The sequence below is a fragment of the Streptomyces sp. O3 genome, from assembly GCF_054788135.1.
This window is the reverse complement of sequence record NZ_JBTVYK010000052.1, coordinates 1-22,841: the sequence shown is the minus strand read 5'-3', so window position 1 is coordinate 22,841 and position 22,841 is coordinate 1. Positions and strand designations below refer to the sequence as shown.

General features: G+C 69.4%; 25 protein-coding genes and 1 pseudogene. 14 read left to right on the top strand and 12 right to left on the bottom strand.

Annotation, left to right across the window (positions count from 1 at the left end):
- Nucleotides 1-2: 2 nt before the first annotated feature.
- Nucleotides 3-1,085, bottom strand: a complete 1,083-nt coding sequence (locus tag ACX6XY_RS23635) for a glycosyltransferase family 2 protein (RefSeq protein WP_460334271.1) — start codon at nt 1,083-1,085, stop codon at nt 3-5.
- A 154-nt stretch (nt 1,086-1,239) separates the two neighbouring features.
- On the opposite strand from ACX6XY_RS23635, the gene ACX6XY_RS23630 reads away from it, so the two are divergent.
- On the top strand, nt 1,240-2,751 hold the full coding sequence (locus ACX6XY_RS23630) for an LCP family protein (protein ID WP_460334269.1): 1,512 nt from the start codon (nt 1,240-1,242) through the stop codon (nt 2,749-2,751).
- Nucleotides 2,752-2,768: 17 nt separating this feature from the next.
- Here the strand turns inward: ACX6XY_RS23630 and ACX6XY_RS23625 are convergent, their stop codons facing one another.
- Nucleotides 2,769-2,969, bottom strand: a complete 201-nt coding sequence (locus ACX6XY_RS23625) for a DUF397 domain-containing protein (protein WP_460334266.1) — start codon at nt 2,967-2,969, stop codon at nt 2,769-2,771.
- Nucleotides 2,970-2,986: 17 nt separating this feature from the next.
- Nucleotides 2,987-3,616: a DUF5753 domain-containing protein gene (locus tag ACX6XY_RS23620; protein ID WP_460334326.1), complete on the bottom strand. Its 630-nt coding sequence runs from the start codon at nt 3,614-3,616 to the stop codon at nt 2,987-2,989.
- 234 nt (nt 3,617-3,850) lie between these two features.
- On the opposite strand from ACX6XY_RS23620, the gene ACX6XY_RS23615 reads away from it, so the two are divergent.
- The 8 genes from ACX6XY_RS23615 to ACX6XY_RS23580 all read left to right on the top strand — a co-directional run bounded on the left by ACX6XY_RS23615 (nt 3,851) and on the right by ACX6XY_RS23580 (nt 8,071).
- Nucleotides 3,851-4,285, top strand: coding sequence for an ATP-binding protein (locus ACX6XY_RS23615; protein ID WP_460334263.1), 435 nt, complete (start codon nt 3,851-3,853; stop codon nt 4,283-4,285).
- 467 nt (nt 4,286-4,752) lie between these two features.
- Nucleotides 4,753-4,959 carry a hypothetical protein gene (locus tag ACX6XY_RS23610; protein ID WP_460334260.1) on the top strand — a complete coding sequence of 69 codons (207 nt, stop codon included), beginning with the start codon at nt 4,753-4,755 and terminating at the stop codon, nt 4,957-4,959.
- Entirely contained in the window at nt 4,943-5,473 is a 531-nt protein-coding gene (locus tag ACX6XY_RS23605) for a DUF6879 family protein (RefSeq protein ID WP_460334257.1), read from the top strand. The genes ACX6XY_RS23610 and ACX6XY_RS23605 overlap by 17 nt, the downstream gene beginning before the upstream one ends.
- Nucleotides 5,470-6,285 carry a helix-turn-helix domain-containing protein gene (locus ACX6XY_RS23600; protein ID WP_460334253.1) on the top strand — a complete coding sequence of 272 codons (816 nt, stop codon included), beginning with the start codon at nt 5,470-5,472 and terminating at the stop codon, nt 6,283-6,285. Before ACX6XY_RS23605 ends, ACX6XY_RS23600 begins: the two co-directional genes overlap by 4 nt.
- A gap of 47 nt (nt 6,286-6,332) precedes the next feature.
- Complete coding sequence (locus ACX6XY_RS23595) at nt 6,333-6,644, top strand: hypothetical protein (RefSeq protein WP_460334250.1); 312 nt, start codon at nt 6,333-6,335, stop codon at nt 6,642-6,644.
- 40 nt (nt 6,645-6,684) lie between these two features.
- A complete protein-coding gene (locus ACX6XY_RS23590) occupies nt 6,685-6,909 on the top strand; it encodes a DUF397 domain-containing protein (protein ID WP_460334247.1) in 225 nt (74 codons plus the stop codon).
- Between the two features lie 93 nt (nt 6,910-7,002).
- Nucleotides 7,003-7,470, top strand: a complete 468-nt coding sequence (locus tag ACX6XY_RS23585) for a hypothetical protein (protein ID WP_460334244.1) — start codon at nt 7,003-7,005, stop codon at nt 7,468-7,470.
- Nucleotides 7,471-7,564: 94 nt separating this feature from the next.
- Complete coding sequence (locus ACX6XY_RS23580) at nt 7,565-8,071, top strand: DUF6879 family protein (RefSeq protein ID WP_460334240.1); 507 nt, start codon at nt 7,565-7,567, stop codon at nt 8,069-8,071.
- 78 nt (nt 8,072-8,149) lie between these two features.
- Here the strand turns inward: ACX6XY_RS23580 and ACX6XY_RS23575 are convergent, their stop codons facing one another.
- Entirely contained in the window at nt 8,150-9,307 is a 1,158-nt protein-coding gene (locus ACX6XY_RS23575; protein WP_460334237.1) for an acyl-CoA dehydrogenase, read from the bottom strand.
- Between the two features lie 163 nt (nt 9,308-9,470).
- Here ACX6XY_RS23575 and ACX6XY_RS23570 point away from each other — a divergent pair, with 163 nt between their 5' ends.
- Entirely contained in the window at nt 9,471-10,814 is a 1,344-nt protein-coding gene (locus ACX6XY_RS23570; RefSeq protein WP_460334234.1) for a UDP-glucose dehydrogenase family protein, read from the top strand.
- A gap of 453 nt (nt 10,815-11,267) precedes the next feature.
- Nucleotides 11,268-11,633, top strand: coding sequence for a VOC family protein (locus tag ACX6XY_RS23565; protein WP_460334231.1), 366 nt, complete (start codon nt 11,268-11,270; stop codon nt 11,631-11,633).
- A gap of 7 nt (nt 11,634-11,640) precedes the next feature.
- Here the strand turns inward: ACX6XY_RS23565 and ACX6XY_RS23560 are convergent, their stop codons facing one another.
- Nucleotides 11,641-12,891, bottom strand: coding sequence for an LCP family protein (locus ACX6XY_RS23560; protein ID WP_460334228.1), 1,251 nt, complete (start codon nt 12,889-12,891; stop codon nt 11,641-11,643).
- A 120-nt stretch (nt 12,892-13,011) separates the two neighbouring features.
- On the opposite strand from ACX6XY_RS23560, the gene ACX6XY_RS23555 reads away from it, so the two are divergent.
- On the top strand, nt 13,012-13,557 hold the full coding sequence (locus tag ACX6XY_RS23555; protein ID WP_460334225.1) for an acyl-CoA thioesterase: 546 nt from the start codon (nt 13,012-13,014) through the stop codon (nt 13,555-13,557).
- A 54-nt stretch (nt 13,558-13,611) separates the two neighbouring features.
- Here the strand turns inward: ACX6XY_RS23555 and ACX6XY_RS23550 are convergent, their stop codons facing one another.
- Genes ACX6XY_RS23550 through ACX6XY_RS23540 form a run of 3 tightly spaced genes read right to left on the bottom strand, consistent with a single transcriptional unit; the run spans nt 13,612 to nt 16,498 of the window.
- On the bottom strand, nt 13,612-14,814 hold the full coding sequence (locus tag ACX6XY_RS23550; protein ID WP_460334222.1) for a dipeptidase: 1,203 nt from the start codon (nt 14,812-14,814) through the stop codon (nt 13,612-13,614).
- Nucleotides 14,815-14,822: 8 nt separating this feature from the next.
- Complete coding sequence (purE, locus tag ACX6XY_RS23545; protein WP_460334220.1) at nt 14,823-15,350, bottom strand: 5-(carboxyamino)imidazole ribonucleotide mutase; 528 nt, start codon at nt 15,348-15,350, stop codon at nt 14,823-14,825.
- Nucleotides 15,347-16,498, bottom strand: coding sequence for a 5-(carboxyamino)imidazole ribonucleotide synthase (locus ACX6XY_RS23540; protein WP_460334217.1), 1,152 nt, complete (start codon nt 16,496-16,498; stop codon nt 15,347-15,349). The genes purE and ACX6XY_RS23540 overlap by 4 nt, the downstream gene beginning before the upstream one ends.
- Nucleotides 16,499-16,745: 247 nt before the next feature.
- Here ACX6XY_RS23540 and ACX6XY_RS23535 point away from each other — a divergent pair, with 247 nt between their 5' ends.
- Entirely contained in the window at nt 16,746-17,231 is a 486-nt protein-coding gene (locus ACX6XY_RS23535; protein ID WP_460334214.1) for a GtrA family protein, read from the top strand.
- A gap of 30 nt (nt 17,232-17,261) precedes the next feature.
- On the opposite strand, the gene ACX6XY_RS23530 is transcribed toward ACX6XY_RS23535, so the two are convergent.
- A complete protein-coding gene (locus ACX6XY_RS23530) occupies nt 17,262-18,542 on the bottom strand; it encodes an ATP-binding protein (protein WP_460334211.1) in 1,281 nt (426 codons plus the stop codon).
- Between the two features lie 82 nt (nt 18,543-18,624).
- Nucleotides 18,625-19,302 (bottom strand): response regulator transcription factor, encoded by a 678-nt coding sequence (locus ACX6XY_RS23525; RefSeq protein WP_460334209.1) that lies wholly within the window; start codon nt 19,300-19,302, stop codon nt 18,625-18,627.
- Between the two features lie 296 nt (nt 19,303-19,598).
- Here ACX6XY_RS23525 and ACX6XY_RS23520 point away from each other — a divergent pair, with 296 nt between their 5' ends.
- Entirely contained in the window at nt 19,599-21,119 is a 1,521-nt protein-coding gene (locus ACX6XY_RS23520; RefSeq protein WP_460334206.1) for a peptide MFS transporter, read from the top strand.
- A 70-nt stretch (nt 21,120-21,189) separates the two neighbouring features.
- On the opposite strand, the gene ACX6XY_RS23515 is transcribed toward ACX6XY_RS23520, so the two are convergent.
- On the bottom strand, nt 21,190-22,599 hold the full coding sequence (locus ACX6XY_RS23515) for a hypothetical protein (RefSeq protein ID WP_460334203.1): 1,410 nt from the start codon (nt 22,597-22,599) through the stop codon (nt 21,190-21,192).
- Between the two features lie 47 nt (nt 22,600-22,646).
- A pseudogene (locus ACX6XY_RS23510) lies at nt 22,647-22,841 on the bottom strand (hypothetical protein); the annotation flags it as partial.

Here is a 22,841-nt window from a genome sequence, read left to right as displayed (position 1 = left end):
GCCTACGACGACGCCGGGCGGTCCGCGCGCACCGCGGGCCGCCGCGCGGCGATGACCTTCCTGGCCAGGGAGCGCGGGCTGGTCAGAAAGCCCCAGCCCCACGACATGTGCATGGTGGCGAGGGCGACGGGGATCCGCGCGCGCGCCTTCAGCGACAGCCCCTTGCCCGCCGGTACCGACCCCGCGACGATCGCGGCCAGATAGCCGCCCGGCACCACCAGGCCCCAGGGGGTGACCAGCGCGCCCGCCACCAGGCCCGCCGCGATCGCGCACACGGCGGTCGGCGGGGCGAGGTAGCGGAGGTTGATCGAGCCCTCGTGGTAGCGGGCGACGACATGCCGCCAGCGCCCGTAGTCCTTGTACTGCTTGGCGAGCGCCCGCACGCTGGGCCGCGGCCGGTAGGAGACGCGCAGCTCCGGCGAGAACCAGATCGCGCCGCCCGCCTCGCGGATGCGGAAGTTCAGCTCCCAGTCCTGGGCGCGGATGAACTCCTCGTTGTAGCCGCCCTGCCGCTCCAGGGCCTCGCGGCGGAACACCCCGAGGTAGACGGTCTCGGCGGGGCCCGCCGCGCCGCCGGTGTGGAAGACGGCGTTCCCGACGCCGATCTTCGAGGTCATCGCGGCAGCGACGGCCCGCTCCCAGTCGTTCTCGCCCTCGGCGTGCATGATGCCGCCGACGTTCTGCGCGCCGGTCTCCTCCAGGAGGCGTACGGCGGTGGCGATGTAGTTCGGCGAGAGCATGCCGTGCCCGTCGACCCGCACCACGACCGGGTGCCGGGACGCCTTGATGGCGGCGTTCAGTGCGGCGGGGGTGCGGCCGGTGGGGTTCGGGACGGTGTGGACGCGCGAGTCCTCGCGTACCAGCTCGGCGGCGATCTCGTCGGTGCAGTCCGTGGACGGGCCGAGCGCGATCACCACCTCCAGCTCACCCGCGTACTCCTGCTGGAGGATCGCGTGGATCGCGCTCCGCAGGTGCCGCTCCTCGTTGAGGACCGGCATGATCACGGACACGGGCGTGGGGGTGGACGCCGACTCGGGGGTGGACGCCGGCACGGGGGCGCGCCGCACGTCAGACTTCTCGCTCATCGGACGTCACGTTACCGCGAACGGGGGACACCCGGCGCGTGCCGCCCGGTCGCCGCAGCGGTGCGCATCTTGTATGGACGTACGGTTCTCAGGTTCGGTCTCAGGTTCCGGCGCCCTTTCCAGGTTCCCGCGGAGGTGTCCCGAGGTGCCCCACGTGCCCCAGCCGCCCCGCTCCCCCGCCCGGCCGCCGAGGCCGCCAGGACCCGCCAGGACCCGGCGGCCGGGACAGCCGGGACGGCCGGGACGGCCAGGACGGCCCCCGGCCGCGCGGCGCGGACCGGCGCGGGGGCGGCCCCGCTGGGCCAGGCGGGTGGTGACCGCCTTCTCCATGCTGGTGCTCGCCGTGGCCGGGGCGGGGCACGCCCTGGTGACGTCGCTGAACACCGACATCGCCCGAGTGGACCCGTTCAAGGACATGAAGAACCGGCCGGGCGCGGGCGGCGGCCTGAACGTCCTGCTGGTCGGCACCGACGGCCGCGACAAGATCAGCGAGGAGGAGCGCCAGAAGTACTATCTGGGCGGCGCGCCCTGCCACTGCACCGACACGATGATGATCGTGCACCTGTCGGCCGACCGCCGCCGCGCCAGCGTCGTCAGCCTGCCCAGGGACTCCTACGCGGTGGCCCCCGCGCACACCGACCAGACCTCGCGCGAGCACCACAAGGCCCACCCGCTCAAGCTCAACAGCGCGTACGCGGAAGGCGGCCCGAACCTCACGGTGCGCACCGTGGAACGCATGACGAAACTCAAGATCGACCACTATCTCGAAGTCGACTTCACCAGCTTCATGAAGACCGTGGACGTGGTCGGCGGCGTGGAGATCTGCACGGCCGAGCCCCTGAAGGACTCCCACACCGGCCTCGACCTGGCCGCGGGCACCCACGAACTGTCGGGCGGCCAGGCCCTGCAGTACGTACGCTCCCGCTACGCCGACGGCGGCTCCGACCTCAACCGGGTGCGCCGCCAGCAGCGCTTCCTGGCCGCTCTCGTGGCGAAGACGACCTCCTCCGGAGTGCTGCTCAACCCGGTGAAGTTCCGCGACGTCACCAAGACCGTGCTCGGCTCGGTCCGCGCGGACAAGCGCTTCGGCACCGACCAGATGCTCGACCTCGGCCGGGCGATGCGCGGCTTCTCCCCTTCCTCGTCGGAGTTCACCACGGTGCCGCTCAGCTCGGAGCGCCATCAGCTCAAGGGCGTCGGCACCACCCTGAAGTGGGACCCGGCGAAGTCCGCGAAACTCTTCCAGACCCTGCGCGAAGACCGCCCGCTGACCCCGCTCAGAGTCAAGAGCGCCGTCGTCCCCGTGGACGTCTCCCCCCGGCGGATCCGCGTCCAGGTCGACAACGGCACCAAGACGCCGGGGCTGGCGGGCCGCGTCGACGCCGCCCTGCGCGCCACCGGCTTCCAGACCACCAAGGCCCCCGGCAACGCGGAGCGCCGCGACGTACGCCGCACGGTCGTGGCCTACGACCCGCGCTGGGACCGCTCGGCGAAGTCCCTGGCCACGGCCCTGCCCGGCAGCGAACTGCGCGAGGTGAAGAACCAGGGCCCGGTCCTGCGCGTCATCGCGGGCGCCGACTTCGAGAAGGTCACGCGGGTACGGGCCAGGGAGTCCCACCGCGGCGAGTTCGACGCGGTCACCGGCGACCAGGTGGTCTGCGACTGAGCCGCCCGCCCGGTCGCCTAGACCGGGCGGGCGGCCCCGCCCGACCGCACGGCCCGCAGCAGAGCCCGCAGCGACGTGGGCGCGGCGCGCAGCACGACGTCCGGGGCGTCGGACTCACGGAGCAGGAGCGTTCCGCTATGGGGGGCGGCGACCTCCACGCAATCCCTGTTGGCGTCGTCACCAGAGAAGCTGGACTTCTGCCACACCAGTCCTGGCACGCGCACCTCACTCACGCTCAAAGTCGCTGAGCCCGCTCCTGGATGAGGGTCAGCGACGGTCCGGGGCCGAGGGCCGCGGCCCGCAGCTGGTCGAACATGAGTTTATACGCGGAGACTTGCCCCTCGTCCTCCACGTACAGCGAGGAGAGGGCCGTCTCCGTGCGTACCACGTCCATCCCCGGTTCAGGCATGCCGACGATTCCGAAAGGCCCGTTCACTCCGCGATGGGAGTCCACGGTGTACGGGAGCACCTGGACGGTCACTTGGTCGCGCTGAGCCATGTGCGCGAGGTGCTGCAACTGGTCACGCATGACGTCCGGCCCGCCGAACTTCCCGTGCAACACGGCTTCGTAGAGGACGCCCCATAGCTCCGGCGCCGTTCCGCCCTCGCCCAGGAGTTCCTGCCGGTGCAGCCGTCCACGTACGTGCTCTTCCAACTCTCCCTCGGAGGTATCGAGTCGGCCTTGCCGAAAGAGAACCCGCATGTAGTCAGGGGTCTGGAGCAGGCCGGGCACCAGGATGGTCTCCCACGAGTGCAGGGCCACCGCCTTCGACTCCAGCTCGACGAGGTCGGCGAACCCGCCGCTGAGCACGTCGCCGTAGCGATTCCACCAGTTGCGACGCCGTCCCTCTCGCGCCATCTCCATAAGCACCCGGACAAGGGTTTCGTCGCCGTCCGCGCCATAGGCGTGGAGCAGCGCTCTCAGCTCGACGGGCCGGATTCCATTCCAGATCTCTGGCTACCTTCGGAGAAGAGCGCTCACCCACGCCCTCTCATGCCCCCGGAAGAGCACCCCCGCCGCGCGCCACGCGGCGGGGACACCGCCACCGCATGAGCGTGCGTGCCCCATCAGCCCCTCCCACCGCAAGGGAGTCCAGCTATGCACGAACGCCTCTCGCCACCGCCCGACGACGCACACCCCCCAGCCGACGTCTGGGAGTACTCCCTCACGCTCCCGCGCAGCCCGATCGGCGCGGGCGTCGCCCGTGGCACCGTGCGGGCGATCCTCACCCGTCACACCCTCACCGGGCTCGTCGACACCGCCGAGCTGCTGACCAGCGAACTCTGCGGCAACGCCTACCGCCACGCCGCCGCACCGGTCACCGTGCGCGTGGCCTGGCGGGGCGACGGCACGCTGCACATCAGCGTCCAGGACGGCAGCGGCGCGCTGCCCCGCCCCACGGGCCCAGGCGACGACCCCAGCCGGGAGCAGGGGCGCGGCCTGCTCCTGGTGAGCCGCTGCGCCCAGGCCTGGGGCAGCCGCGCGGCACCACCCGGACCGGGCAAGGTCACCTGGTTCGAGCTGCGTGCGTGACTACAGGGGTGCACCCGAACGTACGCGGATATGTCGAGTCCGGCAGGCGCATCGGCCGTGTCCGCAGAGGTGGACCGGATGTATGGCTGCGGTCAGGTTCTGTTACGGAAGACCAACAGGTAGCGCCAGAACATCAGTGTCCGCCGAGGCGACGGCGAGCCTGGCGGCGGCGTTGACGGGCACGGCTGTCAGGCCCCACGCCCAGTCGAGAGGCACCTTCTCGGGATAGCAGCTCAGGATTGCAAGGACTCCGCCGGGTGCGCGCGCGTCCCGCAGTGTGGCGACCGTGCTGAAGAGTCATTTGTTGATCACTTGGGCATCCAGGGACGAGGCGGCTCCCCCTTCGCGGTTACGGCATGTGGGCTACCGTGCCGAGTTTCCTCTTCTCTCAACTGGGCCACCTTGACCCGTCTGTCGCAGCGTCGAGAGGATCGAACCGGACAGCAACCTACGCAAGGGGGCAGCCGGTGAAGCTCAACCAGCTTGCAAGCGAGTGCGACGCGGGGCCGTGCCCGACCGTGTGGGTAATCGAGGGCACCGAGAACGTCTTAGTGCAGGGCTTCAAGGTGGACGACGAGGAAGCACTCACCACCATGCAGCTACCGAACAACGAAACCGCCGTTCGTGTCCCCATGTCCCTGCTTCTGAGGGTGGCCCGTGAACATCTCGCCTGAAGACTTCGGGAACCTCTTCAGTGAATTTCAGCGGGAAGCGTTCCGACTGGAAACTCTGGACGACTACAGCAAGTCGGGTGGCGTCGAGGCTTATCAAGCCTTCTTGACTGGCAAGCCTCAACCGGAAGAGTACAAGTCGGCTGGTTGGGTCAGGACTGTACAGGACGCTACGCAGACTGGTAGGCATATGTACCGGGTTCACATCCTTTCCCGTCCCTTGAGCGACTACCTCCGCTTTGAGCTCGGGTGGGGTTATGTCCGTAACCAGGAAGCCGGGGAAGAATTCTTCATCCTCGACACCACAGAGCAGCCGAACCCACTAGAGGGAGTGCCAGACTTCTGGATGTTCGATGAGCGCACCGTCGTGACTATGCGGTACAGCGACGACGGAGAGTTCCTGGGAGCTGAGCTGATCCCCGATCGACAAGCTCACGAATGGATAGAGCATCGGGACTCGGCTATGAATAATGCTGCCCCATTTCGTGACTGGTGGAGGCAGCACAAGCCAGCGTGAGCAACATAAATATCGGCCGGGCGCTACGGGAATTGCGGGAAGCCAGTGGGAAGCAGGCTAAGGCAGTCGCCCGTAGCGCTGTCATGTCCCCAAGCAAGCTCAGCAAGATTGAGAACGAGGTACTCACGCCGAGCCTCATCGACGTAGAGCGCATTCTGGCGGCCTTGGATGTCTCCGAGGAAGTCCAGGCCCGACTCACTGAAGCGGCACGCAAGGCAGCCACCGAGGCCACGGCATGGCGCATCTACCGCCGCACAGGGATCCACAAGCACCAGGGCGAAATCAGGGCCATGGAGGCTCAGACAAGCCTTATGCGACTCTTTCAGCCCGTCTGCATTCCTGGCCTGCTCCAGACCCCAGAATACGCCCGTGCAGTTCTTGGCAGGCATGACTACACCGATGGAGTCTTGGAGAAGATGATGGGCGCACGCCTACTTCGCCAGGAAGCACTTTACGACACCACTCGCAAATTCCGTTTCGTGATCACAGAGTCCGCGCTTAGGTGGCAAATCGTCCCACCTGCAATGCTGGCGGCACAGCTAGACAAGCTCATCGCCATGTCCAGAATTCCTAACGTGAGCATTGGGATCGTCCCCCTGTCAGCATCCATGACTGATCTCCCTAACTCCTCGTTTGTTCTCTTCGATAATAACCTAGCCATCATCGAAATCCCGCACGCTGAGGTGACAACTAGCGAGCCCAGAGACGTTGAGGTATACGTGAGAAAGTTCGACGGATTCGAGAGCGTGGCTGTCACGGGCAGAGAAATGAGGGCCTTTGCGTCTGGCATCCGGGACGAATTCTTGAGGTAACAGGAAACAGGCTGGAGGTTCCCTCTTGGTAGTCCGAGGATGTACCCATGCCGACCGAACCGAAGAACGACAGACAGAAGGCCCCGAGGGGATGGCGGATGGACCCGATCCCGAGTCGTCCGGCGTACAAGGACGACGCCGGGAACGTCAGAGTCCCGGTGTGGCTGACGAAGAACGGTCGGCACGTGGCAGACACGGAAATGGTCCTTTTGCCCTCCGAGGCGGAACTGCTGCGTGACAACCTGGCTGACGCGTTGGGTGACGTTAGGTCAGTTCTCCGTGGGGCGCTGCGGGGCAGTGCCCTGGTATTCGGTGCCGGAGTGACCGTGGTTCCAAAGGACGGACCCAGCTGGCTCTGAGCCTGCCACCTCCACTTGGTCCTGCAACGGAAGGTGAGCCATGCCCGCAAACGACCTGTACGACCTCCCTCTCCCCGACTCCGCCGTGCTCAGCAAGGCGTGCGGTGGCCCGTGCACCGAAGGGTGCGTGACCCTGTCGCGTATCGGCGAGGACGCGTGGGTGCTGGCGGACAGCAAGCGGCCCGACATGACGCCGCTGAGGTTCACCACGGCCGAGCTGGACGCGGCTGGTATCGACCCGGCGACGTTCGGGCTCTCCGTCTGATCTCGCCCTGACCCGGCTGAGTTCCGTTCCCCCCCGTAGGTGCGGAATCCGGCCGGTTCCGCTCCTCTCCAACTCCCTGGAAGGGGATGGCCATTGCACCACCATGGCTATCTGTGGACCGGCCCCAAGCAACGGTTTGACGATGAGGCGCTGCGGCGGCCGCCGTACTCTGATCCGCCTCCGGCCGACGGGAGTCCAGAGCTGATCCAGCGGTACAAGGAGGCGAAGGCGGAGTTCCCTGTCGTGGATCTGCCGCCGCTGGAAACGGCGTACTGGCTGGTCAAGCCAGGCAAGCTGGTACGCGGCACCTGGGCGGAGCCAAAGGAGGCGGCGGCCTGGCTCGGGGAACGGCTCGCCGAGTATGCGCCCCGGTTCGCCGCCGAGTCGGGGCGCGACAGCACGCGCCTGGCGACACTCGTCAACTCCGCCGCAGAGCAGCTGGATTGGGGCGGGGACGTCACATACGGCTGCTACCTCGAACGCCCCGCGTTCCTGTCCCTAGCCCTGGTGTGCTGCTCCCCGAATCGCGCCGTGCCAGAACTGGACTGCCCATTGCGGTAAGTCCACTGACCAGAGAAGACCCAGCCTGGAACAGGCCGGGCCGTGACCCTGAAGGAGGCCGCCCGTGCCCGTGGACGGATCTAGCCCAGTACTCGTGGACGGAGACGATTGGGACGCGTACTTCCGCGGCTTCAAGCGTTCTGCCTTCCGGCTCGAAGTGCACCAGACGTACACCATGCCCGCCGAGGCTGAGACGCTTCGCGCCTTCCTCGCCGGAGCTGACAAGCCGGACGGCTTCAACGCGTCGTGGCACCAGACGATCAGAGAACACGTGGCGGCAGGGCGGACGATGACCCGTGCCAAGGTTGTGCGCCTACCGCTCACGCCGTCCAGCCAGTATCTCTTCGCATGGGGCATACCTGGAAACGTCGCTGCCGGGGAGAACTACCAAATCATCGATCTGACTGACCGGCCGAACCCCGGACTTCCCGAACAGGACTTCTGGATGTTCGACGAATCGACGGTCGTGCACCTCAACTTCCGTTCAGACGGAACGCAGATCAACCGCGAACTCATCCAGAACCCGGATATGGGAAAGTATCTCGCGTGGCGGGATCTCGCCCTGGCGAGCGCCGTGCCGTTCAGCGCCTATCGGCCCTGAGGCGTAAGCGCAAAGCGCGAGCGGCCCCGGCCCGAAAGGACGGGCCGGGGCCGCTCGCTGGCCTGTTGCAGGTTTCCGTTACGGGAGGTTGCGGGCCATGACGATGCGCTGGACCTGGTTCGTGCCCTCGTAGATCTGGGTGATCTTCGCGTCGCGCATCATGCGCTCGACCGGGTAGTCGCGGGTGTAGCCGTAGCCGCCGAGGAGCTGGACGGCGTCCGTGGTGACCTCCATCGCCACGTCCGAGGCGAAGCACTTGGCGGCCGCGCCCTGGAAGGTGAGGTCGCTGTCGCCGCGCTCGGACTTGGCGGCGGCCGCGTACGTCAGCTGGCGGGCGGCCTCGATCTTCATGGCCATGTCGGCGAGCATGAACTGCACGCCCTGGAAGTCGGCGATCGGCTTGCCGAACTGCTTGCGCTCCTGGACGTAGCCCTTGGCGTAGTCGAGAGCGCCCTGGGCGATGCCGAGCGCCTGGGCCGCGATGGTGATGCGGGTGTGGTCCAGGGTCTTCATCGCCGTGGCGAAGCCGGTGCCCTCCGCGCCGATCATGCGGTCGGCGGGGATGCGGACGTTGTCGAGGTAGACCTCGCGGGTCGGGGAGCCCTTGATGCCGAGCTTCTTCTCCGGCGCGCCGAAGGAGACGCCCTCGTCGGACTTCTCGACGACGAACGCGGAGATGCCCTTCGAGCGCTTCTCGGGGTCGGTGACCGCCATCACCGTGTAGTACTCGGAGACGCCCGCGTTGGTGATCCAGCGCTTCACGCCGTTCAGGACGTAGTAGTCGCCGTCGCGTACCGCCTTGGTCTTCATGCCCGCCGCGTCCGAGCCCGCGTCCGGCTCGGAGAGGCAGTACGAGAACATGCCGTCGCCCTTGGCGAGCGGGGTCATGTACTTCTTCTTCAGGTCATCGGAGCCGGAGAGGATCACCGGGAGCGAGCCGAGCTTGTTCACCGCGGGGATGAGGGACGACGAGCCGCAGACGCGGGCCACCTCCTCGATCACGATGACCGTGGCGAGCGCGTCGGCGCCCGCGCCGCCGTACTCCTCCGGTACGTGCACCGCGTGCAGGTCGTTCGCCGTGAGGGCGTCGAGCGCCTCCTGCGGAAAACGGGCCTCCTCGTCCACCTCGGCGGCGAACGGCGCGATCTTCGCCTCGGCGAGCGAGCGGACGGCGTCCCGGAGCATGTCGTGCTCTTCGGCCGGGCGGTACAGGTCGAAGTCGGTCGAACCCGCCAAGTCTCTCACTCCCAAAGGTGCGGTACTGCTAACTACCGTTAAGTAACCTCAATTTTAGAGGGCCGGAGTCCGAGTCGCCTATGTCACCGCCGCGTGACCTTCGCGACAGCCCGGATATGCTCGGGCGCGCAGTCCGCGCTCGTACCTGTTCAGGAGCTTCCGCATGGCCCTCAAGATCACCGTGATCGGTACCGGCTATCTCGGTGCCACGCATGCCGCGGCCATGGCGGAGCTGGGGTTCGAGGTCCTCGGGCTCGATGTCGTGCCCGAGAAGATCGAGATGCTCTCGGCCGGGAAGGTCCCGATGTACGAGCCGGGCCTCGACGAGCTGCTCGGGCGGCATGTGGCCGGGCTGCCGGGGGCGAGCGGGCGGCTGCGCTTCACCACCTCCTGGGAGGAGGTCGGGGAGTTCGGCGACGTCCACTTCGTCTGTGTGAACACGCCGCAGAAGCACGGTGAGTACGCGTGCGACATGAGCTATGTCGACGCCGCCTTCGCCTCGCTCGCGCCGCATCTGAAGCGGCCCGCGCTGGTGGTCGGGAAGTCGACCGTGCCGGTCGGGTCCGCGGCGCGGCTTGAGCGGGTACTGCGGGACAACGCGCCCGCCGGGGACGGGGCCGAGCTGGCCTGGAACCCGGAGTTCCTGCGCGAGGGCTTCGCCGTGCGGGACACCCTGCATCCGGACCGGCTCGTGGTCGGCGTGCGGAGCGAGCGGGCCGAGAAGCTGCTGCGTGAGGTGTACGCGACGCCGATCGGCGAAGGCTCGCCGTTCATCGTGACCGACTTTCCGACCGCTGAGCTGGTGAAGACCTCCGCGAACTCGTTCCTCGCGACCAAGATCTCGTTCATCAACGCCATGGCCGAGGTGTGCGAGGCCGCGGACGGCGACGTCGTCAAGCTCGCGGAGGCGATCGGGCACGACGAGCGGATCGGGAGCAAGTTCCTGCGGGCCGGGATCGGGTTCGGCGGGGGCTGCCTGCCGAAGGACATCCGGGCCTTCATGGCGCGGGCGGGTGAGCTGGGGGCGGACCAGGCGCTGACGTTCCTGCGCGAGGTCGACTCGATCAACATGCGGCGGCGGGGGCACATGGTGGAGCTGGCGCGGGAGGCCGTCGGGGGCGGATCCTTCCTGGGGAAGCGGGTCGCCGTGCTCGGCGCGACGTTCAAGCCGGACTCGGACGATGTGCGCGACTCGCCCGCGCTGAACGTCGCCGGGCAGATTCACCTCCAGGGCGGTCAGGTCACCGTCTACGACCCCAAGGGCACGGACAACGCGCGCCAGCTCTTTCCGACGCTCGGGTACGCGGCCAGCGCGGTGGACGCGGCGCGGGGGGCGGACGTGGTGCTGCATCTCACGGAGTGGCGTGAGTTCCGGGAGCTGGATCCGGTGGCGTTGGGGGCCGTGGTGGCGGAGCGGGTGCTCTTGGACGGGCGTAACACGCTGGATCCGGTGCGGTGGCGTGCGGCGGGCTGGACGTATCGCGCGATGGGGCGTCCGGCGGCGTAGGGGGTACGGGCCCGGCCCGGCCCCGCTGGGCCGCGCGGCGACTGAGCCGTACCCCTGGCTGGGGTGCGCCCCCTCCCCCGGCTGGGGTGCGCCCCCTGGCTGGGGTGCCCGTTGGGCGTGGTGTCTTGGGCTGGGTGGCGGGCCGGGCGCGGTCTGTGCGTTGTGGGGCGGGGGCCCACCGGGGGTACGTGCTCACGCCGAACGCTCACCCGGTGGTGGTTACGGAACCCGGTGGTGACAGGCGGCGCTCCGCGCGCACCCCCGCCGTGCCCCTCACGTCGTCGTGCGTCCACCCCGCCGGGTGGGGCCGATTCACGCGTCGTGCGTCCACCCCGGCCGGTGGAGCCGATTCACGCGTCGTGCGTCCACCCCGCCGGTGGGGCGGTCTCGTGTGTATGCCTCGGTGTCCAGGTGTGGTAACCGTTGCGGTGACTCTGTTGTGAGGAGGCTGTCATGGCTGTTGCCAAGCTGGGCGCGGTGGTGCTCGACTGTCCCGACCCGCGTGCGCTCGCCGGGTTCTACGCCGCCGTCCTGGGCGGCACGATCGAGGACGGGAGCGAGGAGGACTGGGTCACTCTTCGGGGGTACGAGGGCACCCGCCTGGACTTTCAGCAGGTGCTCGAGTACGTACCGCCGAAGTGGCCCGGAACCGACGGCGCGCAGCAGTTCCACATCGATCTCACCGTGGACGATCTGGACGCGGCCGAGGAGCGGGTGCTCGCGCTCGGCGCGAAGGTCCTGGACGCCGATGACCGGTCGCGTACCTGGCGGGTCTATTCGGATCCGGCCGGGCATCCGTTCTGTTTGTGCGCTTGTTGAGCGCCGGTCAGTTGACGGTGACCTTCTCGTCGTTGTTGAGCTGGTCCACCAGGGTTTTGACCTTGGCCTTGTCCCAGACCAGGTTGGAGCCCTTGCTGCCGGAGATCGGCATGTTCATCGAGGTGCCGTCGCCGCCCGTGACGCCCTTCATGGCCCAGAACATCTCGGCCAGGTCGAACAGCCCCATGTCCTTATCGACGATCAGCGTGTCCAGGCCCGCGCCCATCGTCGGGTAGAGCTTGAAGGGGTTCAGGACGGTTGAGGGGGTCGCGGTCTGGCTGGCCAGGGCGGACAGGAACTTCTGCTGGTTCCTGGTGCGGTCCAGGTCGCCGCCCGCCAGGCCGTAGCGCTGGCGTACGAAGGCCAGGGACTGTTCGCCGTTGAGCCGGTGCGTGCCCGGCTCGAAGTCGGAGCCGGACTTCTTGTCCTTCATCCGCTGGTCGATCTTGATCTCGACCCCGCCGACCGCGTCCACGATGCTGGCGAAGCCGCCGAAGCCGATCTCCGCGTAGTGGTCGATGCGCAGTCCGGTGTTGTGCTCGACGGTGCGCACCAGCAGCTCGGGGCCGTCCTCGGCGTACGCGGCGTTGAGTTTGGTGGTGCCCGCCTTCGCCGGGTAGAGCTTGCCGGAGTCCGAGCCCTTGAAGGACGGGATCCGGACGTCGGAGTCGCGCGGCAGCGAGATCATGGTGTTCCCGTTGTCGCCGACGTGCAGGATCATCATCGAGTCGGTGCGCTTGCCCTCGGCCGAGCCGGTGTGCAGCCGCTTGCGGTCTTCGGCGGACAGGCCCTCGCGGCTGTCGGATCCGACGATCAGGTAGTTGGTGCCCTTGCCGCCGTCGGGGCGCTCGATGACCTTGGAGAGGTCGACCTCTCGGTTGAGTTGGGAGTCCGCCCAGAAGTAGGTGCCGATGGTGGTGGCGAGGACGACGACGGTGAGGGCCAGCGCGCCGATCTTGATGCGGCGACGCCAGTCGGGGGCCGACCTCGGTGCGGGCCTGCCGGTGCGGGCCTTTCCGCCGCCGTCGCCGCCTCGGTTTCCGGTCGGCGTGCCGTAGACCTGGCCCGTGTTGTAGCCGTCGTACGGGTCCTGCTGGCCGTACGCGGGCTGTGCGGGCACCTGGCGCGGCGGTGCGGCGGGGCGGGCGGCACGCTGGACGTAGCGCATCACGCGGGCGCCTTCCGGCCGCGCGCTCGCGCTGCCGCGGCCGTATCCCTGACCGCCGTCGCCGGTCCACCCTTCGGGCCAATCGTTCATGGGAACCAGTGTGCCGGGCCGGTCGAGCCGCTCCGCAAGGGCCGGTGGGATTTCGGGGCACGGCTGTTGCAGAGCTGGTGCAATGCGGCCGCGTGTCCGGCCCGGCTTAGGGTGGACCGTATGACAGATCAGGCCTCCGCTCCGGATTCGGACCTTCCGGGCAAGCCCACCGCGGCTTCCCGGACCACGCTCAGCCACATCATGACGCACAGCGACACCAACCTGCTGGGGACCGTGCACGGCGGTGTGATCATGAAACTGGTGGACGACGCCGCGGGCGCGGTGGCCGGACGCCACTCCGAAGGTCCCGCGGTCACCGCGTCGATGGACGAGATGGCCTTTCTCGAACCGGTGCGGGTGGGCGACCTGGTGCATGTGAAGGCCCAGGTGAACTGGACCGGCCGGTCCTCCATGGAGGTCGGGGTGCGGGTGCTGGCCGAGCGCTGGAACGAGTCGACCCCGGCCACCCAGGTCGGCTCCGCCTATCTGGTCTTCGCGGCCGTGGACACCGAAGGCAAGCCGCGTACGGTGCCTCCGGTGATCCCGGAGACCGAGCGCGACCAGCGCCGGTACCAGGAGGCGCAGATCCGCCGCACGCACCGGCTGGCCCGCCGCCGCGCCATCAAGGAGCTGCGCGAGCGGCACGCGGCGGAGGGGCTTGACTAGGGCTGAGGGCTGGCCGTGTGGCTGTCGACGCCCCCCTTGCGACCGCCGCGCCGTTCAGCCGTCCAGGTCCGTGAGCGTCGCGTGGGACGGTGCGCGGCGGGCGGACTCGTCGCGGGCCACGTCCTCGGCCGCGCGCAGCACCCGGACCGCGTTGTGCCAGGTGAGCTTGGCGAGGTCGGACGGGGACCAGGCGCGGCGCAGCAGCTCGGCGATCAGGTTCGGGTAGCCGGAGACGTCGTCCAGGCCGTCCGGTGTGAAGGCGGTGCCGTCGTAGTCGCCGCCGATGCCGATGTGGTCGATGCCCGCGGCCTCGCGCATATGGTCGAGGTGGTCGGCGACCGTGGCGACGGTGGCGACCGGGCGCGGGTTGGCCGCCGCGAACGCGGTGTGCACCGCCATCGCCGCGGGGGTGGTGTCGAGGTGGTCGAAGCCGTGCGCGCGCAGGTTGGCGTCGGCGCGCTCGGTCCACTCCACGGCCGCCGGGAGGATGAACTTGGGGACGAAGGTGGCCATCGCCACGCCGCCGTTCGCGGGCAGCCGCTCCAGGACGTCGTCCGGGATGTTGCGCGGGTGGTCGCAGATCGCTCGGGACGAGGAGTGGGAGAAGATCACCGGCGCGGTGGAGGTGTCCAGGGCGTCGCGCATCGTCGTCGCCGCGACGTGCGAGAGGTCCACCAGCATGCCGGTGCGGTTCATCTCGCGGACGACCTCGCGGCCGAACGGCGACAGGCCGCCGGACCGTGGGGCGTCGGTCGCCGAGTCCGCCCAGTCGGTGTTGTCGTTGTGGGTGAGCGTCAGATAGCGGACGCCCAGGGTGTGCAGGGCGCGCAGGGTGGCCAGCGAGTTGTTGATGGAGTGGCCGCCCTCGGCGCCCTTGAGGGAGGCGATGCGACCCTCGGCTCGCGCCTTGTCCATGTCGTCGGCGGTGCGCGCGGGCGCCAGCGCGTCCGGGTGGCGGGCGAGCAGCTGGTCGACGCAGTCGATCTGTTCCAGCGTGGCGCTGACCGCCGCGTCGCCGGTGAGCGAGGTGCGGACGTAGACGGACCAGAACTGCGCGCCGACGCCGCCCGCGCGCAGCCGGGCGAGGTCGGTGTGCAGGTGGGCGCTCTGGTCGGTGGCGATGTCGCGCTGGGCGTGGTCGTAGCCGACCTGTTCGCGCAGTGCCCAGGGCAGGTCGTTGTGGCCGTCGGCGACCGGCGATTCGGCGAGGAGTTCGCGGGCCTGGGTGAGGTACCGCTCGCGGGACGTGGCCGTCATGGCGGCGGTCACTTCCCGAAGCCGAAGGAGGCGTTGCCGTCGGCCTTCGCGCGCAGCCGCTTGCCCTTCTCGGTCGCCTGGTCGTTCAGGTCCTGCTGGAACTCCCGCATGCGCGCGAGGAGTTCGGCGTCGTGCGCGGCGAGCATCCGGGCCGCGAGCAGGCCCGCGTTCCGGGCGCCCGCGACCGAGACCGTGGCGACCGGGACCCCGGCGGGCATCTGGACGATGGACAGGAGGGAGTCCATGCCGTCCAGGTACTTCAGCGGGACCGGGACGCCGATCACCGGCAGCGGGGTGACCGAGGCGAGCATGCCCGGCAGGTGGGCCGCGCCCCCGGCGCCCGCGATGATCGCCTTGAGGCCGCGTTCGGCCGCGTCCTCGCCGTACGCGATCATCTCGCGCGGCATGCGGTGCGCGGAGACGACGTCGACCTCATAGGGGATCTCGAACTCGGCGAGCGCCTCGGCGGCCGCCTCCATGACGGGCCAGTCGGAGTCGGAGCCCATCACGATGCCGACCAGGGGGCTTGTGCTCATTCGGTGATCGTTCCTCGCAGGTAGCCGGCCGCGTGCTGGGCGCGCTCCAGGGCGTCGTCCAGGTCGTCGCCGTAGGTGTTGACGTGGCCCACCTTGCGGCCCGGCTTCACGTCCTTGCCGTACATATGGATCTTGAGCTGCGGGTCGCGGGCCATGCAGTGCAGGTACGCGGCGTACATGTCCGGGTAATCGCCGCCCAGGACGTTCGCCATCACGGTCCACTTCGCGCGGGGGCGCGGGTCGCCGAGCGGGAGGTCCAGCACGGCGCGTACGTGGTTGGCGAACTGGGAGGTCACCGCGCCGTCCTGGGTCCAGTGGCCGGAGTTGTGCGGGCGCATGGCGAGCTCGTTGACGAGGATGCCGGGGGACCCGTCGGGGTCGCGGGTCTCGAAGAGTTCGACGGCGAGGTGGCCGACGACGCCGAGTTCGCTGGCGATGCGCAGGGCGAGTTCCTGGGCCTGGAGCGAGAGGGCGTCGGGCAGGCCGGGCGCGGGGGCGATCACGGTGTCGCAGACGCCGTCGACCTGCCGGGACTCCACGACGGGGTAGGCGACGGCCTGGCCGTGCGGGGAGCGCACGACGTTCGCGGCCAGTTCGCGGACGAAGTCGACCTTCTCCTCGGCGAGCACCGGCACTCCGGCGCGGAACGGCTCGGCGGCGTCTTCGGCGGATCGTACGAACCACACGCCCTTGCCGTCGTAGCCGCCGCGGACCGTCTTGAGGATCACAGGGAAGCCCGCGCCCTCGGCCGCGAAGGCCGCCACGTCGTCCGGGTCGCGCACGATCCGGTGGCGTGGACACGGCACGCCGAGCTCGTCGAGGCGGGCGCGCATCACGCCCTTGTCCTGGGCGTGCACCAGCGCGTCCGGGCCGGGGCGCACGGGGATGCCGTCCGCCTCCAGGGCCCGCAGGTGTTCGGTGGGCACATGCTCGTGATCGAAGGTGATCACATCGCAGCCACGGGCGAACGCGCGCAGGGTGTCCAGGTCGCGATAGTCGCCGACGACGACGTCGCCGACGGCCAGGGCCGCCGAGTCCTGGGGGGTGTCACTGAGGATCTTGAATCTGATGCCGAGCGGGATGCCCGCCTCGTGTGTCATACGAGCGAGCTGCCCCCCGCCGACCATGCCGACTACCGGGAACGTCACATCGTCCAGGGTATCCGCGTCCGCGTCGTAGGTAAGAACGAGCCCCCGGTTCGTAGGGAGCGACGAGGCCGGATCGGGGCCGGAGCGGGGGGGGCCGGAGCGGGGGCCGGGTCCCCAGGCCGGAGCGGGGCCTGGGAGACGCCTGAGGCGGCTGTCGTGAGCGCTGGCTACCATGGATCGGGTCGACGAATCGACGTGCCATCGGCGAAGCGCCGGCATTCCGACCTGACGGGGTTGAGCCCACACCATGACGCAGCACCTCCCCCTGCGGGAAAGACTCGGCCGGCTCCTGCGGGAGGTGGTCAAGTTCGGTGCGGTGGGCGGCCTCGGCATCCTGGTCAACCTGGGCGTCTTCAATCTGCTGCGGGGCACCACGGAGATCCCGGTCGTGCGGGCCTCCATAGCGGCGACGGTGGTCGCGATCTGCTTCAACTACATAGGGTTCCGGTATTTCACCTACCGCGACCGCGACAAGAGCGGCCGGACCCGTGAGATGACGCTCTTCCTGGTGTTCAGCGCGGTCGGCCTGGTGATCGAGAACGGGGTGCTGTTCGCCGCGACCTACGGGTTCGGCTGGGACAGCCCGCTGCAGAGCAACGTCTTCAAGTTCCTGGGCATCGCGGTCGCGACGCTCTTCCGGTTCTGGTCCTACCGCACCTGGGTGTTCCGGGCGCTGCCGTCCGCGGACGCGGAAACGTTCCTGACGCGGCCCGACCGCGAGCGGGTCACCTGACCCCAGGCAGGTCATCCGACCGCCAGCGGGTCATCTGACGGTCGGGGGCTCCTTCGCCGTGGCGGACCCGCCGGGCGGCGTCGTACTGCGGGACAGGAACAGCCCGAACACCGGCGGCTTGGTCTGGAGCATCTCCAGCCGCCCGCCGTCCGCCTCCGCCAGGTCCCGCGCCACCGCGAGACCGATCCCGGTGGAGTTGCGGCCGCTGATGGTGCGCTCGAAGATCCGCGCGCCGAGCTCGGACGGCACGCCGGGGCCCTCGTCCGTGACCTCGACCACCACCTGGTTCCCGGTGACCCGCGTGCGCAGCGCGACCGTGCCGCCGCCGTGCATCAGGGAGTTCTCGATCAGCGCGGCCAGCACCTGGGCGACCGCGCCCGGCGTGCCCACGGCCTTCAGGTCCTTCTTGCCCGAGCTGACGATGGCGCGGCCCTTGCCCCGGTAGGCCGGACGCCACTCCTCGATCTGCTGCTTGACGATCTCGTCCAGGTCGAACGGGACGGCGGAGCCGGTGCGCGGGTCTCGGGAGTTGGTGAGCAGCCGCTGGACGACGTCGGTGAGCCGCTCGACCTGGGCGAGCGCGATGGTCGCCTCTTCCTTGACGGTCTCCGGGTCGTCGGTGAGCGTGATCTCCTCCAGCCGCATCGACAGCGCGGTCAGCGGCGTACGGAGCTGGTGCGAGGCGTCCGCGGCCAGGCGGCGCTCGGCGGTGAGCATCCGCCCGATCCGCTCGGCGCTGTTGTCCAGGACGTCCGCGACCCGGTCCAGCTCCGGCACTCCGTACCGCTTGTGGCGCGGGCGCTGGTCGCCGGAGCCGAGGCGCTCGGCGGTCTCGGCGAGGTCGGTCAGCGGCAAGGTGAGGCGGCTCGCCTGGCGCACCGCGAGCGCGACCGCGGCGACGACCGTGAGCAGCGCGACCCCGCCGACGACCAGCAGGACCCGGCCGACCTCCCTGGTGACCGTGGAGCGCGGCTCCTGGACCGTGACGGTCTCGCCCTGCTCGCCCTGTACGACGGCCTGGATGACCTCGCCGCCCGGCTTGCCGCCGACCTCGATGGCGGGCTGGCCCGGAATCTCGATCAGCGCGTAGCGGTCGCCGCCGACCTGGTCCCGCAGGATGCCCGCGGTGATCCGGGCGTCGCCGATCATCCGGCTGTCGACGATGGAGACCAGGCGCAGCGCCTCGGACTCCACCCGGTCCTGGGCGGCGCTGGTGATCGTCCGGGTCTCCACGAGCGCCACGGAGACCCCGAAGACGGAGATCACGACGAGCACCACGGCCAGCGTGGAGGTGATGAGGCGGCGGCGCATGGGCTTCTCGGCTCGGCTCTGCTCGGTGGGCGGCTCTGCTCGGGGTCGGCTTTACTCGGAGGGGGGCGGCTCCGCTCGGGGGTCAGCTCTTCTCGAAGCGGAAGCCGACGCCCCGCACGGTGGCGATATAGCGCGGGTTGGCGGCGTCGTCGCCGAGCTTCTTGCGCAGCCAGGAGATGTGCATGTCCAGGGTCTTGGTCGACGACCACCAAGTGGTGTCCCAGACCTCGCGCATCAGCTGCTCGCGGGTGACGACCCGGCCCGCGTCCCGTACCAGGACCCGCAGCAGGTCGAACTCTTTCGCGGTGAGCTGGAGCTCCTCGTCGCCCATCCAGGCGCGGTGCGACTCGACGTCGATCCGTACGCCGTGGGTGGCGGGCGGCGGGGTCGGCTCGGCCGCGCCGCGGCGCAGCAGGGCGCGCACTCGGGCGAGCAGCTCGGCCAGCCGGAACGGCTTGGTGACGTAGTCGTCGGCGCCCGCGTCGAGCCCGACGACGGTGTCCACCTCGTCCGCGCGCGCGGTGAGCACCAGGATCGGGAAGGTGTGCCCTTCGGAGCGCAGCCGCCGGGCCACCTCCAGGCCGTCCATGCCGGGCAGCCCCAGGTCGAGTACGACCAGGTCGATGCCGTCCTGCAGACCGGCGTCCAGGGCGGCGGGCCCGTCCTCGCGCACTTCGACCTCGTAACCCTCCCTGCGCAGTGCGCGGGCCAGCGGCTCCGAGATGGACGCGTCGTCCTCGGCGAGCAGTACACGGGTCATGGGGTGATGGTAGTCCGCGAGCCCGCGGCGGCGGAGGGCGCTCGGTAAGACCTGCGGCTCTATGAGGAAAATCGATCAGTTACCTTCGATTACACGGAGCGGTTCCAAAACCTCCTGTGATCCATCTCTCATACTCTTCCAAATGGCACATTGGCGTGCCGTATGGTGTGCGAACGCGTAAATCCGTATGTCGAGACCTTTGGCTCGCTCTGACTGCCGAAGGTCTCTTTTATGCGCATAACACGATCGACAATCTTGATCTGTGCGTGTGCGCCCCCGAGCGAACAGGAACGACCATGGCGTCCAGCCTGACGAAGGACTCGGCCAGTACCCCTGGCACCGAGAGGACCTTCCTCGGCCACCCCCGCGGCCTGACCACTCTCTTCTTCACCGAGATGTGGGAGCGCTTCTCCTACTACGGAATGCGCGCCCTGCTCGTGTACTACCTGGTCTCGGGCGGCACCGACGCCGCCGTGGGCAGCCAGGGCGGCGGCATGGCCATGAAGTCCGCCACGGCCGTGGCCATCTACTCGGTCTACGCGTCGACGGTCTATCTGATGGCCATGCCGGGCGGCTGGTTCGGCGACCGTGTCTGGGGCGCCCGCAAGACCGTCGCCATCGCCAGTTTCGTGATCATGGCTGGTCATCTCGCGCTGGCGATTCCGGGCCGTGCCGTGTTCTTCCTCGGACTCGTACTGGTCGCGGTCGGCTCGGGTCTGCTGAAGGCCAACATCTCCACGATGGTCGGGCACCTCTACAACCGCCCGGACGACCCGCGCCGGGACGGCGGCTTCACGCTCTTCTACATCGGCATCAACCTCGGCGCCTTCGCCGCCCCGCTGGTCATCGGCACGGTCGGCAAGGAAGTCAACTGGCACCTCGGCTTCGCGCTCGCCGCGGTCGGCATGGCGCTGGGACTGGCCATCTTCCTGGGCTTCAGCAAGAGCCTCGACCCCAAGAGCAGCCAGGTCCCCAACCCGCTCTCCGCCGAGGAGCGGAAGGCGATCCTCGGGAAGGCAGCCCTGGTCGCGGTCATCGTCGCCGTCGTCTACGGCCTGGTCGTGGCGCTGGGCGTGTTCACCCTGAACTGGGCCCTGGTCCCGCTGACCCTGGCCGGTCTGATCATCCCGGTCGCCGTCCTGACCCGCATCAAGCGTGACAAGGACCTGACCACGGCCGAGCAGTCCAAGCTGAACGGCTACATCTGGTTCTTCGTGGCCGCCGCCATCTTCTGGATGATCTACGACCAGGGCGGCTCGACCCTGTCGCTGTTCGCGGACGACAAGACCGCGGACTCGGTGCTGGGCATCAGCTTCTCGGCCACCTGGTACCAGTCGCTGAACCCGCTGTACGTCATGGCGCTGGCCCCGGTCTTCGCCTGGCTGTGGCTGTGGCTGGCCCGGAAGAACCAGGAGCCCAACACCATCGTGAAGTTCGCGATGGCGCTGGTCTTCATCGGCGGCTCGTTCTTCGTCTTCGTCGTGCCGATGGGCCTGGCGTCGGACGGGTCGAAGGTCAGCCCGATGTGGCTGGTCTCGATCTACATGATCCAGACCATCGCCGAGCTGTGCCTGTCGCCAGTCGGCCTCTCGGTGACCACCAAGATGGCGCCGCAGAAGTACGCGTCGCAGATGATGGGCGTCTGGTTCCTGTCCGTCACCGCCGGTGACTGCACCACCGGGCTGCTGTCCATCGCGGGCGTCGACCTCAACGGCACGGGCGTGATCGCGGCGCAGGCCGCGCTGGCCGTCGCCGCCGGTGTGGCGATCTACATGTACCGCAAGAAGGTGCAGGCCCTGATGGGCAGCGTTCACTGACGCGCGCTTCGTACGGTTGAAGGGGCCGCCGCACCGGTCGGTGCGGCGGCCCTTTCGCGTCGCGTGTACCTCAGCGCAGGCGTCGCCTCGGCAGGAACGTGAAGACCGCGCCGCCGAGCAGGATCACCGTGCCCGCGACCAGGGCGAGGGCGCGCAGGGCGCCGTTGTCGGCGGCGCCGGTGTCGGCGAGGCCGCCGTTGCTGCTGCCGCTGCCGCTTGAGCTGGGGCCGCCCGCTGTGCCGCCGGTGGCCGTCCCGCCGGTGGTGGTGCCACCGGCCGTGGTGCCACCAGTCGTGGTGCCACCGGTCGTAGTGCCGCCCGTCACGCCGCCCTCGTCTTCGACGTCCAGTTGCAGGGACACGGCGGCCTCACCCTGGACCTCGCACGGGATCGTGATGTCCTGGCCGCCCAGCGACACCTTGATCGTGAGCGTGCCGGGGGCGAGGGTGGCCTTTCCGGTGGCGCCCGGCTTGTACGTTCCCGTCATGTCGGGCAGGTTGACCGGCTTGCCCTGTTCCAGGGGCTCCGCGTTGGCCGGTCCGGTGACCTTGACGGTGCCCTCGTCGTCGCCGCCGACCGTCACGTCCATGGACGGGGTGAGGGCGTTCGCGGGGAGCGGGGCCGGGCTGTCCATCACCCCGTCGGCGGTGTCGACGGTGAGGTCGTAACTTCCGCCGTTCTTCTTGGCGTTGACGGTCACGGCGGACTCGATGGCGGCGGGGCCCGGTGACTCGCAGGCGAAGGCCACGGTGACCTCCTTGCCGGGGAAGTCGGTCTCACCGTCGCCACCGCCGCTGGTGCCGCCCGTATCGCCTCCGGTCCCGCTGGTCCCGCCCGTGGTGCCGCTGGTGCCGCCCGTGGTGGTGCCGCCGTCGTCGCCGCCCCCGCTCGTACCTCCGGTGTCGCCTCCGGTCCCGCCGGTGTCGCCGCCCGTGTCGCCGCCGGTGCCGCCCGTGTCGCCCCCGGTGCCGCCGTCGCTCGCCGTGACGTTGATCGTCGCCGCGGCCTCGACCTCCTCGGTCGGGGCGCACTTGGTGTCCGTCGAGATCGGCTTGCTGACGTTGATCTCGTACGCGTCCGGGGTCAGCGTGACCTCGCCCGCGGCCGTCAGGGTCAGCGTGGCCTTCATGTCGGACAGGACCATCGGGCTGTTCTTGGGGATCGGCGGGTTCTCGCGCTCGCCCTCCATCGCCAGGTCCGCGGTCTGCGCCCCGGTCACCTTGAGCACACCGGTCGGCTTGACCGTGTCCTCGTCCAGGTCGAGCACGTCCGGGTTCTTCGACGCGGCCTCGACCGTCTTCCAGACCACCTCCACCTCGTCGCCGACCTTCGCCTCGGCCGGTGCCACGATGTCCACCGTGGTGGTGCCCTGGACCGGCGGCAGCCCGGATATCGGGGGCGGCACGCACTCGGTGGCGTACGAGACCTCGGCGGCCTGCGCGGGCGTCGCGGCCAGCAGGATTCCGGCGCCGCCGAGCATGAGCGCGACTCCCGCCGCGCTCGCTCCGCGCGCTCTCCGACGCGTGATCACATCTCTCGCCTCTTTCCTGGTGCCGTCGGGTGGTCATCGGACGGTGCGGAGAGCGGTGCGGGCGGTGCGGGCGGTGCGGCTTCGGGGCGTGCGGTGTCCGGCGTGAACCAGGGCAGGGCGGCGGCAGCGCCGGACGGACGGCCGGGCTCCGGCGGCCCCGGCGGACCCGGCGGCCCCGGCGGACCCGGCGG